At 42.3% G+C, this 15,056-nt stretch carries 14 protein-coding genes and 1 tRNA gene; 9 read left to right on the top strand and 6 right to left on the bottom strand.

Features of this window, described 5'->3' with window-relative positions; genetic code table 11:
• Nucleotide 1: 1 nt before the first annotated feature.
• From H6F42_RS11740 to H6F42_RS11730, 3 genes are all read right to left on the bottom strand, one after another.
• Nucleotides 2-74, bottom strand: a tRNA-Val gene (locus H6F42_RS11740).
• Between the two features lie 107 nt (nt 75-181).
• Nucleotides 182-1,540: an 8-oxoguanine deaminase gene (locus H6F42_RS11735; protein WP_190399553.1), complete on the bottom strand. Its 1,359-nt coding sequence runs from the start codon at nt 1,538-1,540 to the stop codon at nt 182-184.
• Nucleotides 1,541-1,551: 11 nt separating this feature from the next.
• On the bottom strand, nt 1,552-2,835 hold the full coding sequence (locus H6F42_RS11730; protein WP_190399552.1) for a Zn-dependent hydrolase: 1,284 nt from the start codon (nt 2,833-2,835) through the stop codon (nt 1,552-1,554).
• A gap of 374 nt (nt 2,836-3,209) precedes the next feature.
• On the opposite strand from H6F42_RS11730, the gene H6F42_RS11725 reads away from it, so the two are divergent.
• Nucleotides 3,210-3,908, top strand: coding sequence for a GntR family transcriptional regulator (locus tag H6F42_RS11725; RefSeq protein ID WP_190399551.1), 699 nt, complete (start codon nt 3,210-3,212; stop codon nt 3,906-3,908).
• 217 nt (nt 3,909-4,125) lie between these two features.
• On the opposite strand, the gene H6F42_RS11720 is transcribed toward H6F42_RS11725, so the two are convergent.
• From H6F42_RS11720 to H6F42_RS11710, 3 genes are all read right to left on the bottom strand, one after another.
• A complete protein-coding gene (locus H6F42_RS11720) occupies nt 4,126-4,977 on the bottom strand; it encodes a DUF6671 family protein (protein WP_190399550.1) in 852 nt (283 codons plus the stop codon).
• 370 nt (nt 4,978-5,347) lie between these two features.
• Nucleotides 5,348-6,964 (bottom strand): ATP-binding protein, encoded by a 1,617-nt coding sequence (locus H6F42_RS11715; RefSeq protein ID WP_190399549.1) that lies wholly within the window; start codon nt 6,962-6,964, stop codon nt 5,348-5,350.
• A gap of 464 nt (nt 6,965-7,428) precedes the next feature.
• Nucleotides 7,429-7,752 (bottom strand): thioredoxin domain-containing protein, encoded by a 324-nt coding sequence (locus H6F42_RS11710; RefSeq protein WP_190399548.1) that lies wholly within the window; start codon nt 7,750-7,752, stop codon nt 7,429-7,431.
• Between the two features lie 170 nt (nt 7,753-7,922).
• On the opposite strand from H6F42_RS11710, the gene H6F42_RS11705 reads away from it, so the two are divergent.
• The 8 genes from H6F42_RS11705 (at nt 7,923) to H6F42_RS11670 (ending at nt 15,040) form a co-directional block, all read left to right on the top strand.
• Nucleotides 7,923-8,276, top strand: coding sequence for a recombinase family protein (locus tag H6F42_RS11705; protein WP_190399547.1), 354 nt, complete (start codon nt 7,923-7,925; stop codon nt 8,274-8,276).
• 286 nt (nt 8,277-8,562) lie between these two features.
• Nucleotides 8,563-9,783 carry a CBS domain-containing protein gene (locus H6F42_RS11700; protein ID WP_190399546.1) on the top strand — a complete coding sequence of 407 codons (1,221 nt, stop codon included), beginning with the start codon at nt 8,563-8,565 and terminating at the stop codon, nt 9,781-9,783.
• Nucleotides 9,784-9,801: 18 nt separating this feature from the next.
• Nucleotides 9,802-10,209: an EVE domain-containing protein gene (locus H6F42_RS11695; RefSeq protein WP_190399545.1), complete on the top strand. Its 408-nt coding sequence runs from the start codon at nt 9,802-9,804 to the stop codon at nt 10,207-10,209.
• Between the two features lie 116 nt (nt 10,210-10,325).
• On the top strand, nt 10,326-10,829 hold the full coding sequence (locus tag H6F42_RS11690) for a hypothetical protein (RefSeq protein ID WP_190399544.1): 504 nt from the start codon (nt 10,326-10,328) through the stop codon (nt 10,827-10,829).
• Between the two features lie 90 nt (nt 10,830-10,919).
• Nucleotides 10,920-11,645, top strand: coding sequence for a hypothetical protein (locus H6F42_RS11685; RefSeq protein ID WP_190399543.1), 726 nt, complete (start codon nt 10,920-10,922; stop codon nt 11,643-11,645).
• An 83-nt stretch (nt 11,646-11,728) separates the two neighbouring features.
• A complete protein-coding gene (locus tag H6F42_RS11680) occupies nt 11,729-12,304 on the top strand; it encodes a Uma2 family endonuclease (protein ID WP_190399542.1) in 576 nt (191 codons plus the stop codon).
• A 19-nt stretch (nt 12,305-12,323) separates the two neighbouring features.
• A complete protein-coding gene (gene coaBC, locus H6F42_RS11675; RefSeq protein ID WP_190399541.1) occupies nt 12,324-13,535 on the top strand; it encodes a bifunctional phosphopantothenoylcysteine decarboxylase/phosphopantothenate--cysteine ligase CoaBC in 1,212 nt (403 codons plus the stop codon).
• A 335-nt stretch (nt 13,536-13,870) separates the two neighbouring features.
• A complete protein-coding gene (locus tag H6F42_RS11670; RefSeq protein ID WP_190399540.1) occupies nt 13,871-15,040 on the top strand; it encodes an undecaprenyldiphospho-muramoylpentapeptide beta-N-acetylglucosaminyltransferase in 1,170 nt (389 codons plus the stop codon).
• Nucleotides 15,041-15,056: the final 16 nt, after the last annotated feature.

Raw genomic sequence — 15,056 nt, 5'->3', positions numbered from 1 at the left:
ATGGGCGCTGAGGGACTCGAACCCCCGACATTCTCGGTGTAAACGAGACGCTCTACCAACTGAGCTAAGCGCCCTTGCTTTTCAGCTTTAATAATATAGCAGATAGTAAGGGTGTTTCGTCAACCCCTCTGCATAAATAAGTTTTGAAGAATATTCCAAGGGAATATTCTTCAAAACTTATTTATGCAACTAACTTTCGGGCAATTTTGTTGGTCTTCTCGATTAGCATGGGCAATTCAAGGGTTGTTAACTGACCACGATCAACGACTTTCTTGCCGTTGATAAAGCTGTAATCTACTGAAGGCACGGGACAGAAGATCAGCGCTGACACGAGATCATGTTGTGCGCCTGCAAACTGCGATCGCTCAATATCGATCGCAATAAAGTCCGCCGCCATATTTGGAGCGATCGAGCCAATGTCATCGCGCCCTAAGACCTTTGCACCGCCAAGAGTTGCTACTTCTAAAATCTCCCTAGCGCTCATGGATGTGGGATCGCACTCATTTACCCTTGCCAATAAAAAGGCAGTTCGCGCCTCTTGCAATAGATTGCCTGTGTCATTGGATGCTGAACCATCTACGCCCAGCCCCACAGGAACTTGATGATTGAGCATTTTGCGGATGGGGGCAATGCCACTGGCAAGACGCATATTGCTACAGGGACAATGCGCCACGCCTGTACCTGTGCGTCCAAATTTGGCGATCGAGTCATCACTTAATTTCACACAATGGGCGTGCCAGACATCGTTACCGAGCCATCCCACCGACTCCGCAAAGTCGCCTGGAATCATCCCAAATTTGGCTAAGCTGTAATCGACATCGGATTTATTTTCGGCAAGGTGAGTATGCAAGCGCACACTGGTATAGGAACGCGCCATTTTTGCCGATTCGCGCATCAGGTCGGGGGAGACAGAGAAGGGTGAGCAGGGCGCGAGGGTCATACGGAGCATCGAGTAGCGTGAGGGATCGTGATACTGCTCGATCAATCTTTGCGAATCCTTGAGGATATCGGCTTCTTTTTCGACTAAGCGATCGGGAGGTAGTCCGCCTTGACTTTCGCCCACACTCATACTGCCGCGACTGGCATGGAAGCGCATTCCAATTTCCTGCATGGCGGCGATTTCATCATCGAGTTTGCAGTCATTGGGATAAATGTATAAATGATCGCTAGCGGTGGTGCAACCTGAGAGCATCAATTCGGCAGCAGCCATTTGCGAACTGATATAAATGCTTTCGGAAGTGAGATTTGCCCAAATCGGATAGAGAGTTTGTAACCAATTAAAAAGATCGCAATTTTGAGCCGCAGGAATTACTTTGGTGAGAACTTGATAAAAATGATGATGGGTGTTAACTAACCCCGGTAAGACAATATGTTTGTTTTGCAGATCCAGTATTTCATCGGCAGTTTCGGGTAATTCGCTGGTTAAACCCACTTGCTCGATCGCATTGTCTCTCACAAAGATGGCGGCGTTATGAAGCTCGCGGCGATCGCGATCCATCGTGACTAGAGTATGAATATTTTTGACTAAGAGTGTGGGCATAGGTTCGTTTTTTAATAACTGTGATCGATCGCCAAAAGCGTATGCAATAGAATATTTGCGCCCTGAGCGCATTGTTCAGGAGAAGTGTACTCGTCTTGAGAATGGCTGATCCCATCACGACTCGGTACAAAAATCATTGCCATATCGGTGAAGCGTCCCATCTCTTGAGCGTCATGTCCCGCACGGCTGGGTAAATAATCGTAGGTAAGATTGAGGTTTTGGCAAACTTCTGCGATGGTTGCCATTAGTTCAGGTTTCGCGAGCGTTGGCATTACATGGAGTTTCTGCTCAATCGTGATTTCTGTACCTGTATTTTGGGCGATCGCCTCAATTTCTTTGACAATTTGGGCGATTAAATATTGCAAATTTTCGTCGGAGAGATCCCGCAAATCGATGCTCATATCGACTCTCGCTGGCACTACATTCGTAGCATTGGGCGCAACCGTTAAATGCCCCACTGTAGCGACCTGTTCGCCTTGCGTTTCTAAGCCTAGACGATTGATGGCAAGGACTAGCTGTGAGGCGGCGACGAGGGCATCTTTCCGCATATGCATTGGGGTTGTGCCTGCGTGGTTAGGACGACCAATGATCGTGACCATGAAGCGATATTGTCCGACGATGCCTGTGACTACGCCGACTTGTTTGTCTAGGGCTTCGAGTACGCCGCCTTGCTCTACATGGAGTTCGATAAAAGCGGCAATTTCTGTGCGATCGCGTTTGGCTGTGGCTAATTTGTCCCAATCTCCACCAACATTGCTCAAACAGGTTTGAATATCTGTCCCATCTTTGCGGCGATATTTTTCAGGATCGGTGGGAGCCGTACCCGCGATCGCCTTACAGCCAATCACACTATTTTCTTCATCGGCAAAAACGATTACTTCAAAGGGATGACGCAACCTTTTTTGGTTCTCTTGTAACACTCGCGCCACTTCGATTCCCGCCAAAACGCCCAAACAGCCATCGTATTTGCCTGCAACGGGGACGGTGTCAATGTGGGAGCCTGTCGCCAATGCGGCTTGGTTTGGTTCTGTTCCTGCATAGGTTCCAATAATATTGCCAACTGCGTCACTTCGTAACGTCATTCCTGCTTCGAGCATCCAAGTTTTGACTAATTGGCGAGCTTGAATATCTTCCTGAGAAAAGGCAAGGCGACAAACCCCACCATTAGGCAGTTTGCCAATTGTCGCGAGATCTTCCAGACTTTGATTTAGGCGATCGCTATTAATAGTTAAGTTGTAAATTAAGTTTTGTGGCTGGGTAGGGTTTTGGCTCAAGCTAGGGATTAAAGCTACCATGAATCGAATTATTCCTTAAGATATGTTAAGCATTGCTTTGTGAATACAATATACTGTATACAAAAGTAAAAATCATTTCATAAAAGTCATTTGCGATACAAGTACTCTCTCCCCGTGAAGAGTTAGTGATGTTGGGCAACTCTTGACATCACCAACTCTTCAACTTTCAGAGTTTAGGCGGATCTGTTAATAGGCAAAATCATAGAAAATATTGATGTCGATTAATGTCAAACCCAGCCTATAGCCATCCTAAATGAGTCCTGAGAAACAAAAACTTATAACAAGGGGCTTAAGCCCCTTGTTTTTCTCACAAAAGAAATTAGGATTGCTATATTAAGGTGTGATAGAAACCAAGTATTTTAGGAGATTACTGATTGGTGCTTTCTTCGCCTCGCCCTATTCAACGTCCGCAATCCTTACGCGAACAAACCTATCAGGTTTTGCGTTCCGCTATTTTGTCAGGTGAATTTCTGGCTGGTTCCCGTTTGGTCGAAACTCAGATTGCGGAAAAACTCCAAGTTAGTCGTACCCCTATTCGGGAAGCTTTACAGCAATTGCAACAGGAGCAGCTTGTTGTCGCCGATGAAAATGGCAGCTTGCGCGTAGTGAGTTTTTCGACAGCAGATGCCGAAAATCTCTATCGTTGTCGCTTGGTGCTAGAAAAGGAATCAGTAATTGAGGCTTGCACCAAAGCCAGCGCCGAACAGCTAGACAAGATTGAGTTAGCTATTCAAATGGCGGAAAAGGCGATTATCCAAGAAACTAATCAACTTACGAGCTATCAACTTCTGCATATTGACTATCAATTCCATCGGGCGATCGCTGAATGTTCGGGAAACCCTTGGCTAACGCTCTTACTCGATCAGCTATTCGACAAAATGGCGTTGTTAAGAATGCAAACAGTACAGCAAAATCTCAAGGTAATGGAAATCCGTACTGAACATCGGGAAATTTATGAAGCGATCATGGAGAGAAATCCTGAGAAAGCTCTAGAAGCTCTCAGTACTCATTTGCTCTCTAGTCAAGCCAGAGTAATCCGCGAGATCGAGCAATTAAAAAGTCAGCAAAAATAGAAAAAAACAATTCACAAAAGTGTTGTCACAGTTTTGTGAATTAAAAACCAAACCCAGTAAGGATTTTATAGCTGTGGTCACTTGCATTAGGACAAATCAAAACCCAAGAAGCGAGTGGCGGCGTTTCGCGCCGCCACTCGTCTTCTAATTTTGTTGACCACAGATATAAAAGAACAAAATGGCTTAGCCATTTTGTTCTTTGGTATAAGAGGATTTTTCAAGGATTACAATAGGAGCAATACATGGGATCGGCGAATTGAATTCCATCGGGGAACAGTATTTCTTGCTGAAACTCACAGCGATCGCATTGGTATAAATGGGCGCGAGTAGCTGGAGTTGGTAAGCCGCAAAGTTCACAGGATAAGCCTGTTAAACGTTTGACGATATCAAAATTTACAAAATTACAATTTGGACAGAGTTGTTGCAACTTGCGAACAAGATCTTCGGTCGCTTTGGCAATATTTTTCATGCGGGTGGGATTGTAGAGCGCTCGCATATCCGTTTCTATATGAATTGTGGGATATATTCTCAGTAATTCCCTTACATGATCCTGAAGAAGTTCCATCGAATTAATTCCCTTATATATGGATTCCTTAGCAGATGTCTGAGCGTCAGGACTTAAGACAACTGCATGGTCAGGAAAGCCAATTTTGAGCGCAAATTCGTAGGCTTGATCGTAGCTAGAAATCTCTTGATGTCGAAAATTTGTACCCGCAGAGAGGGATTCCCCATATACAGTGAAATTATGCTTTTGATCTAGCAATAAAACCAGTTCCCGATTGTAGGCTATACCTAAAATTGGATGTGGAAAGAAACTTCCTTCGCTAGCGATCGCGAGATCTACGTTACTTGTTTCTAAAGCTTTCTTCGCCTTAATCTTGGCAGTTTCGATTTGGTTAGCAGGACGATCAATATCGCGAGTAAATGTACCAAACAAGTCGCTATCAAAATCTTGGGGGACGGTAATTTTAACTCCTAAAGATGTTTGTAAGATCGGCGCGATCGCAAGTTCCTTACGGTGCATGGTGGCAATTATGGCTAGGCGATCGGCAAATTCTATGGCGGTCATCACTTTAATTATCTTGGGACAGAAATCTATTCTATTAATTTTGACATGATGGGTTTGTGATTGAGCGCAAAGCGCTGCAATTAACCAAAGTGTCGGCACTTTGGTTAATTGGAATTACCTATAGCAAATCAAGAGTTAGTCAGTACAAACCAAAACCAAAAAAGCGAGTGGCGGCGCGAAGCGCCGCCACTCGCTTTTTTGGTTTTATGTCCTAAGCAAAACTTACATTGCTATAGATGAGCTTAACTTGTTGGTGATTTGAGCGCACTTTTCAAAGACTTGGAGAGTGGTTGGATTACGGGTTTATGTTGGGATTTTTCTTCTGGGCTTTGGCTTGCTCCAATCAATCTCCTCAAACCTAAAAGGTCTCTTACCCAACAGCATTTTTCGTCTTGGTATTATTTATAGGTAGTAATACTTTAAAACAACTACCCAAAGCAATCTTGCTCTGTACCTCTACCCTGCCGCCGTGAGCATCGACGATCTGTTTAACTATGGCTAAACCCAAGCCAGTGCCATCGTAGCGACGATTTAGATTGCTATCGAGCTGAATGAAAGGCTGAAATAATTTGTTGAGATTTTCGGGGGCTATACCGATACCTGTGTCGGTAATAGAAATTTTTATCCAAGAGTTGTCACAACTAGCCGCCAAAATTACTTTCCCTAGTTTGGGCGTAAATTTTAGGGCATTGTCCAGTAAGTGGATGATAACTTGGCGAATTCGCCTTTCATCTATGAAAAGATCAGGCAGATTTTCCATGATTTCTATACTTAGTTGAATAGATTTATTCGCCGCCTGAAACTTCAAAAACTCTGCACTATCTTTACATAAATCACTAATTGAAGTCTTAGTTTGATTTAGCTCTAAATAGCCAACTTCCATTTGAGAGAAGTCCAGAATATTATTAATTAGCCCTAATAAATGATTACTACTGTTTTCGATAGTACGAATAACTTTTCTTTGCTTATCACTAAGGCTGCCATAGATACCTTCTTGGAGACTTTCGATTAATCCTAAAACAATGTTTAAGGGTGTGCGTAGCTCATGGCTGATGTTGGCAAGAAATTCATTTTTAAGTTGAGTCGCTTTCATTAGCTCATGATTAACGACTGAGAGAATTTCATTGGATTCACGGAGTTTTGATTCTACTTGCTTCCGATCGCGGATGGCATAGGCTAGGGCAATGCGATCGCTAATATCCTTGAGGATTCCCTGCACGGCGATCGCTTCTCCTTGAGAATTTCTGATCAAGGTTATGTTAGAAGATACCCACACATAACTACCATCACGTTGCTGATGTCTAAACTCAATCGGTAAACTTTCCCTGTGGATATCATTGTTTACAATTAGCTGATTGAAATTTTCTTTAAACCGTAGGCGATCGCCTGCATGAATGATATCGGTCATCGACTTACTGATCCACTCGCTAGGCTCCCATCCAAACAGATCAGTAAATTGTGGTGATAGATAGATAAATTTGCCGTTAAGATCGCTAGACCAGATCAAATCATCGGAACATTCAATTAAACGCCGCGATCTTTCTACACTTTCGATAATTACTTCTTCTGAGCGTTTGCGGAGTTTTAAGGCATCGGCAAATATATTAACCAAACGCATCTTTTCTAAAAGATTATCCATTGATCGCAACAGGCGATCGGCATTTAGATATTCCTTAACTAGATAATCTTGAATTCCCCCATTATTAGCTTTTGCGGCTGACTTTTCATCCGCTTGATCGACTATCAGCAGTATTGGCAATAAGTGTTGTTGATGATGGAGGCATTCTAAAAACTCCCATCTTTTATCGATAGAAGGCAGTCCTGATAAGATGACATCAGGCTTTTTTAGTTTACAGATATCCCTTGCTTTAGATAAAGAATCAGCTTCTAAAATTAAATAATCATGGGGGCGCTCTTGGATTAAGTAATGATGATATTGCTGACGCATAATTTCGGACTTATCAACAATTAAAACTGTCGTGATCATGTACTTATCTGATGCGCTTACTTAGTCGATATTTTTTTCTTGGAGGATTATAAATTCTACGCTTTATCACCACATCGTAAGTTACCAGAGATCCCCCTAAATCTCCCTTAAAAAGGGGGATTTGATTAATTCTTTCCCCTTTTTAAGGCGTTAATATACTTGACACACTTTACAAATTCTTACCCCCCTCAGTCCCCCCTTGGAAGGGGGGAAGTCTGAGTTCTCCCCCTTTCAAGGGGGAGCTAGAGGGGGTTCTAGATATTTGGTGCGTCAAGTATATTAACGCCTTTTTTAAGAGGGACTGAGGGGGATCTAAACCTTAAAACGTAGACATAGAGACTTGTGTAGTACTGATAAATTTTTGCAAACGCTTGTGAAGTAAGAATTTGCAAAATTTATTTAGGGGTTTAAAAAAGCGCAAAGCCTTGCCTATTCTTTTGAAAGTCCCGATAGAGACATAATTTCTATAGATATTTCTCTAAAGTCTGGCTAAACTCTTCATAGGTTTTCACCCCAACCACCGTTTCTTGCAATTCACTCCCTTTAAAAAAGAGTACCGCAGGAATACTTCGGAGTCCATATTGCTTGGCGATCGCTTTATTACTATCAATATCAAGCTTCATGACCTTAGCGCGATCACTATAATTTTCAGCCAATTGATCGATGAAAGGCGCAATCACTTTGCAAGGTCCGCACCAAGTTGCCGTGCAGTCCACCACTAAAAGGGCGCTACTAAGGCGTAGCTGATCGAATTCGGTTTGATCTGGAATAAAGGAAGCAGTACTCATGGATGTTTAACTTGTTTAAAAAATTAATTTAAAAATCAACAAAAGCATCACTATTTAGAAATTTGAATGAGAGTGCTTACCACCCATAAAAAATTCTAAAAAAATGGTGACAGTGTCAGGTTTGCAGTAAGATATAAGATAATTGTACTGATTACTTGATTGCGATCGCGATGATAGAAGACAGTTCAGAAGAGCTTTCGGTATGGGAAAGATTAGAACGGGGTAGACAAGCAAAAGCTGCATTAGGAGGTTACGTGGGTTACGGTTCACCTGCCTTCGGTCAGCGATCGCTTGATGGAGAGCTAGTGGAAGATCCTGAGGAATCCCAAGTAGTTGACCTCATTCGTCGTCATCACAAATCAGGTAAGTCATTACAAAAAATCGCAGACTGGCTGAATGAACAAGGATACACCACTAAGAGAGGACAAATGTGGAAACGCATTTCCGTAAAGCGCGTATTAGATCGACTTTATGGAAAAACGCCGCGAATCTCTGAAGTTAGTTACCAAAAAGATATAGATTAAACTTTTTTCACCATATTTAATATTAAAACTATATATAGAGCAAAATAGAGGCGATAAATTGTAACATTTCTCTCATAATACACCTTCATATCCTCAAAATCAATATTATTTGGGGTTTGGTGCTTTATGTTACATTTGTCTTCTTACTCGCTTTTTTGTGAATTATTATTCACTTTCAGTAATTATTTAGAAACACAAAATGGCTAAGCTATTTTGTGTTTCTAAATAATTAGAAATGTTCGGCTTTGCCGCGCATTTCTAATTATTCCTTGAGATTAATTTGACTATGCAACTTGATACTCCCCTTGATTGGATTCCTGATTTAACCAGCATAATTGAGTATTCTCCGTTGATTGTCACTCCTGCTACGCCCTTGCTAAAGGCGATCGCTTTGATTAGTCAATCCCACTCTCCCAGTTGTTCGTTAAAAAATCGCGAGGTATCCCTAAACACAATAGTTTTATCGGCTTCTTCAATTGCTTCTTCAACTGCTTCTTTAGATGCTCCCCTTACTAAAACTAATCAATCTCAAACTAGTCCATCTCAAACTAATCCATCTCCTTCAATTGAGCTACGCACAAGCTGTGTCTTAGTCAAGCAAAATCAATCCTTAGTAGGCATCCTGACCGCCAGAGATGTAGTTCGACTAACGGCTCAAGAAATTGATTTTCAAAATGCGCTAGTAGGCGATTTTATGACTTCGCCTGTGATTACCATGCCACAGCGATCGCTAGAAGATATCTTTGCGGCTCTCTTTCTATTTCGTCGTTATCAAATTCGGCATCTACCCTTAGTGGATGAGCAAGGTGAATTAATTGGCGTAATTTCCCATGAAAATATTCGCCATATTTTGCGCCCTGCTAATTTGTTAAAGTTTCGACGGGTGGCTGATGTTATGACCAGCAACGTAATTCATGCCCATCTAGAAGCGACAATTCTGGAACTGGTGCAGTTAATGAACGAAAATCGAGTTAGCTGTGTAGTGATTATCCAAACCGATCAAGAGGGCAATCAAAGACCCGTGGGAATTGTTACGGAGCGAGATATTGTGCAGTTTCACGCTTTCAATATTGATTTGGCAAATACCACCGCCGCAACGGTTATGAGTACGCCTCTTTTTTTGCTGAGTCCCGAAGATTCTCTATGGACAGCCCATCAGGAAATGACTAAGCGGCGCATTAGTCGGATGGTCGTATCGTGGAATTGGGGTAATGGTTTGGGAATTATTACTCAAACGAGTTTGCTAAAAATATTCGATCCTCTGGAAATGTATGGGGTGATCGAAAATATGCAACAAACAATTCAACAACTAGAAACGGAAACCGCAGTTCTAAATTTCGAGAAATTATCTACGCCAGTTTTAGCGGATGATTCTAATGGGCAAGGATTGCAATTAGTGGATATTTATACTGATATTAAATATCTTCAGGATAATCTCAATCTTGACCAAGAAGAAAGGCGATCGCGGTTACAATCAATCCTTAATAATCTGCAAACATTTCTCTAAATACTTTCATCCAAAATCATGGCTTACTGGCTGCTTAAAAGTGAACCCCATGTCTATTCCTATGCTGACCTAGAACGCGATCTCCAGACGATTTGGGATGGCGTAAATAATAATCTGGCGCTCAAGCATATCCGCACGATGCAGCCTCAAGACTTAGCTCTGATCTACCACACAGGCGATGAACGTCGAGCGATGGGTATTGCGGAGGTAGTGAGCTTGCCCTATGTTGACCCCAAACTTGATGATCCTAAACGGGCGGTAGTTGATGTAAAAGCTGTGCGATCGCTGTCTCAGCCTGTGACCCTTGCTCAAATTAAACAAGATCCTGATTTTGAAGGGTTTGACCTGATTCGGATTAGCCGCCTGTCAGTCGTTCCCGTGTCTGAGGCGCATTGGCAAAAAATTTTAGAACTCGCCAATATTTAAATGAAGTGCCGCGCGGAGCGCGGCACTTCATTTAAATATTGGATGAGCCTAATTTATTTAGATCGCTTTGCGCTATAGGATATTGGCTAGAAGTTATTAGCAATTTTTTAGAATATATGAACTATTTGGTTAGTGTTTGGAGCGATCGCGTTAAGGCGGAGCAAGTTTACACACAGTTAGAATCGGCGAACTTTCCGATGGAAGCTATTTCGATCTTGGGTAAGGGTTATAAGAGTGCTGAAGAATTCGGCTTTATCGATCCCCTTGTCCAAGGTCGCAAACAAGCCTTTTTTATGTCCTATTGGCTAGTTCCCTTTGGCTTTTTCGCAGGAGTGGGATTTAGCCTCGTCACTGATTTACATACTTTTGCTTGGGCTGGGAGCTTTGGCAACCATGCGATCGGTGGATTGCTAGGAGCCTTTGGCGGTGCGATGGGTAGTCTTTTTGTCGGTGGCGGTGTGGGTGTAGCTACTAGCAGTGATTCCGTTCCGATGAGAAATCGTCTGGATGAAGGGAAATATCTAATCGTTGTCCAAGGTACAGATCAACAGGTAGTACGTGCGAATCAAATTATGCGCCCTTTACGTCCTGAAAATATTCAAGGTTATGTCGCGCCCTAATTATTTCTACAAAGGCTTGCATGGCAAGTCTTTGTAGAAATAACTAAGTTTAGCTCTACTGCCGACACCTCAGTCAATCCAGAAGCAAATATGAAATCACGGCGAATCTTTCACTATATTTGGCGCATCAATGCTGTAATTATTTTGATAGCTGGACTTCCTGCCACTGTCTTGTTAGCAGCCTCCGCCGTTTTTGTCATTTTACAAGCTACGAAAACCAGAGAACTTGACAGTGTCATTAACATTGCGAAAAATGATCAAGTTAAAGCCAAGACTGAAATTGGCACATTTACACCGATTACAGGATCAGAAATCCTCCAAGCGCCCCTACATCTAATTCAAGACTACGACTATAGGGTAGGCTCTAAAGAATCCAGTTCTATCCAAAACTATATGTTTTTTGACCCTACTCAAAAGCGTTCCTATTGGTTGAGAGCTAAAAGTGAAGGACTATTCCTATCCGCGATCGCTTTAGCTCCCAAAGTTACTCCCATAGTCAATAATTCCATTTTGAATACTAATACTGAAGAGAAGTCAGTTCCCGTGGTTGCCTTTCTATATGTGTTAGTGGATAAGGATACCAACAACGATAAACGCATTAATGATAGTGATCAGAAACAAATTGCTATCTCTAACGCCGCAGGTACAAGTTTTAAAGTGTTGGTCGATCAGGTGGATCGATTTAACGGTTATTCGACAATTAAAAACAATCGATTGTCGGTGTTATATACTTCTTCTAATAAGCTCAAAGTCGCTGAAATTGATTGGCGATCGCAAGAAATCATCAGTAATTCTGAATTTAGCAGTCAGCCATAGAGTTTATTGTAAAATTGAAAATACATTGCAAATAATAAAGAGTAACTAGGCTCTGTTAACTTATCGTTCAGGAGAATGTGGCTATGATTGTTGCAAATCCTTTGCTCACACTGGCGGAATATCTTGCTTACGATGATGGAACCGATACAAGGTATGAATTAGTAAATGGGGAATTAGTGGCGATGGCGCAGCCTACAGGAATTCATGGTGGCATGAGTGAATTTGTCAATGATAACTTTCGTGTAGAGATTCAACGTTTACAGTTACCTTTAGTTTCTAAACAAGATTTAATTGCGGTGCAAACGGGGCGAGTCGGCGGCAAAATTACTTGTCGGGTTCCTGATGTGGTGGTAATTACATCGGATCAGTGGCAAGATATGCGATTCCGCGAGGCAGTATTAACTGATTCAGTTCCACTTCTAGTGGTAGAAATCGTTAGCGATAGTACTCGCAATATTGACTATCGGAAGAAAAGAGCAGAATACAATGCGATCGAGATTCCTGAATATTGGATTATCGATTTTAGCGATCGCCAAGTGACGGTTTTATTGCTCGAAGATGGGCTATACGAAGAAACAATTTATCGAGGTGAGGAAATAATTAAATCTTTACTATTTACTGAGTTAAAGCTAACTCCTGAGCAAATTTTTAAGGCTTAAAAATATAAGCAACATAGTCATGAATCATGTATTAATTGGAATCTCTGGAGGTATTGCCGCCTATAAAGTTTGTGAAGTAGTTTCTAGCCTTGCCAAACGCGGTATCGAAGTACGGGTGATCATGACGCGATCGGCGGCGGAATTTGTTACACCCCTTACCTTTGCGACATTATCGCGCCAACCTGCCTATACTGATTCTGATTTTTGGCAACCGACAAATGGAAGACCACTACATATTGAATTAGCAGAATGGGCAGATGTATTTTTGCTCGCGCCTGTGACCGCAAATACCTTAGCTAAACTCGCCTATGGCATGGCGGATAATCTTCTCACAAATACTGTCCTCGCCTCCACTTGTCCGATTCTCTTTGCGCCAGCGATGAATACGACCATGTGGCTACAACCCACAGTGCAGGAGAATTGGGGAAAGTTATTAAAAGATGCACGTTATACAGCGATCGCACCGACGGATGGGATTCTCGCCTGTGATGCGGTGGGTACTGGGCGAATGGCAGAACCCGAAATAATTTTAGAATATCTAGAATCTTTCTTATTTACAAAAGGGAAACAGGATTTGAAAGGAAAAAAAATTTTAGTTAATGCAGGGGGAACTCGCGAATTTATTGATCCTGTGCGCTTTATCGGTAATCCATCGACAGGTAAGCAAGGGATTGCGATCGCTCAAGCTGCCATCCATCGTGGCGCACAAGTTACCCTCATAAATACAGCTAACTCCCCTCTTCCTATGGGAGAGAGACTAGGGGTGAGGATAGTCCGCACTTCCGCAGAAATGCACCAAGCCATGCTTGAAGAATTCCCTAACGCTGATATCACGATCGCTGCTGCTGCTGTTGGTGATGTGCGATCTAAATCTACTAGCGATCGCAAGTTACCCAAATCAGAATTGCCTTTAAATCTAGAACTCGAATATATTCCTGATATCGTTGCCGATCTCGCCCCTCATAAGCGTCCTGACCAGATATTAGTCGGCTTTGCTGCCCAAACTGGGACAGAGGAGGAAGTGGTAACTGCGGCAAAAGATAAACTAAAACGTAAAGGACTCGATGCGATCGCGGCTAATGCTGTGAATAGTTCCCAAACTGGTTTTGGTACAGATACCAATCAAGCTACATTCATTGATAAAAATGGCAATAATCTATCTACGCCCCTCAGTTCTAAGTTAGAAATAGCCCATCGGTTATTTGATTTTCTAATGCAGAATTTCCCCTGAAAGCACAAAATAGCATAGCTATTTTGTGCTTTCAGATTAATCGTTAGATAGTGGTCATTTGCATTAGGACAAATCAAAACCCAAGAAGCGAGTTGCGGCGCTTCGCGCCGCAACTCGCTTCTTCTGGTTTTGTCTCCTAACAAGAATGACAACAGCTATAACAATTAATTAAGCCCACTTACTTTGATTGTTTCAAAATAGCCATAGGATCATTACAATAATTACGGTATTGCAGCGCTTTGCGCTCAAAACGAACTAACTTTTTAAAAGTGTGTCTTCGCCACACTTTTAAAAAAATCTCCGCTTAACAATATATCTAGAGACTATTAATCATCGTGAGCGCAAGTAATCAGCCCCGTCAGCCAAATCAACAATTATCCCCAAAAAAAATTGTCCTAACAGGTGGAGGTACTGGTGGTCACGTTAATCCTAATTTAGCCCTTATTCCCAGTCTGGAGGAAAATGGATGGGAAGTGGAGTATATTGGCTCAAAAAATGGCATCGAAAAGCAATTAGTTGCTCAAGTGGGAATTCCCTATCATGGCATTTCTTCAGGCAAGCTCCGCCGCTACTTTGATTGGCAAAACTTTATCGATCCTTTGAAAGTAATCAAGGGGATTTTTGATGCTTACTGGGCGATCGCCAAAATTAAGCCTCAAGTTGTTTTCTCTAAAGGTGGATTTGTCACCGTTCCTGTGATCTTTGCCAGTTGGCTGCAACGTATTCCTGTCGTGATTCACGAATCCGACTTCTCATCAGGTTTAGCCAATCGTCTATCTATTCCCTTTGCCACAAAAGTTTGTGTTACCTTCCCCGAAACTGTAAAACATTTAGCCAAATATGCAGATAAGGTCAAGCATACAGGCTTACCGATTCGCACGGATATCTTTAATGGTAATGCTGAAAAAGCTAGAGAATTATGTGGTTTTGATCATCAATCACCCGTTCTCTTGATCATTGGTGGTAGTTCGGGTTCCGCAAAAATTAATCAAGCGATACGTTCTGTTTTAGATGATCTTACCCAAACCTATCAAATCGTTCATGCTTGCGGCAAAGGTAACTTCGATCATACTTTGCAAGCCCATCCTCGCTATCGTCAATTTGAATATTTAGGAGCTGAACTTGCCGATGTTCTTGCCCTTGCTGATCTGGTAGTTTCTAGATCGGGCGCTAATGCGGTATTTGAGTTTCTTACTTTACGCAAGCCCCATTTGCTTATTCCTTTATCCAAGCTATCGAGTCGTGGTGATCAGATTCTCAATGCTAAGTCTTTTCAGTCAAGGGGTTATAGCGCTGTTCTGTTTGAAGAAAATTTAACGAGTGAGAGTTTGCTGAAGGCGATCGCCGATCTGGCTAAGCGTCAAGACGAATATATTCAAAACATGCAGCAAAGTGAAGATAAAAATGCGATCGCGCAAATAGTTGAGTTACTAACTGAGGTTACGTGTAACGAATATCACCCTCACCCCCCAGATTCCTCTCCCATTAAGGGAGAGGGGGAGTAAGACTAATTTCTTGTTC

Source organism: Pseudanabaena sp. FACHB-1998 (assembly GCF_014696355.1).
Lineage (GTDB): Bacteria > Cyanobacteriota > Cyanobacteriia > Pseudanabaenales > Pseudanabaenaceae > Pseudanabaena.
The sequence above is the reverse complement of the archived record's forward strand: the minus strand, read 5'-3'. Positions and strand labels throughout refer to the sequence as shown.

Bases quoted from the DNA above. Each gene is read 5' to 3' on its own strand.
- H6F42_RS11735 (WP_190399553.1), bottom strand. From the start codon at position 1,540: ATGCCCACACTCTTAGTCAAAAATATTCATACTCTAGTCACGATGGAT.
- H6F42_RS11730 (WP_190399552.1), bottom strand. From the start codon at position 2,835: ATGGTAGCTTTAATCCCTAGCTTGAGCCAAAACCCTACCCAGCCACAA.
- H6F42_RS11720 (WP_190399550.1), bottom strand. From the start codon at position 4,977: ATGACCGCCATAGAATTTGCCGATCGCCTAGCCATAATTGCCACCATG.
- H6F42_RS11715 (WP_190399549.1), bottom strand. From the start codon at position 6,964: ATGATCACGACAGTTTTAATTGTTGATAAGTCCGAAATTATGCGTCAG.
- H6F42_RS11710 (WP_190399548.1), bottom strand. From the start codon at position 7,752: ATGAGTACTGCTTCCTTTATTCCAGATCAAACCGAATTCGATCAGCTA.
- H6F42_RS11705 (WP_190399547.1), top strand. From the start codon at position 7,923: ATGATAGAAGACAGTTCAGAAGAGCTTTCGGTATGGGAAAGATTAGAA.
- H6F42_RS11700 (WP_190399546.1), top strand. From the start codon at position 8,563: ATGCAACTTGATACTCCCCTTGATTGGATTCCTGATTTAACCAGCATA.
- H6F42_RS11695 (WP_190399545.1), top strand. From the start codon at position 9,802: ATGGCTTACTGGCTGCTTAAAAGTGAACCCCATGTCTATTCCTATGCT.
- H6F42_RS11690 (WP_190399544.1), top strand. From the start codon at position 10,326: ATGAACTATTTGGTTAGTGTTTGGAGCGATCGCGTTAAGGCGGAGCAA.
- H6F42_RS11685 (WP_190399543.1), top strand. From the start codon at position 10,920: ATGAAATCACGGCGAATCTTTCACTATATTTGGCGCATCAATGCTGTA.
- H6F42_RS11680 (WP_190399542.1), top strand. From the start codon at position 11,729: ATGATTGTTGCAAATCCTTTGCTCACACTGGCGGAATATCTTGCTTAC.
- coaBC (WP_190399541.1), top strand. From the start codon at position 12,324: ATGAATCATGTATTAATTGGAATCTCTGGAGGTATTGCCGCCTATAAA.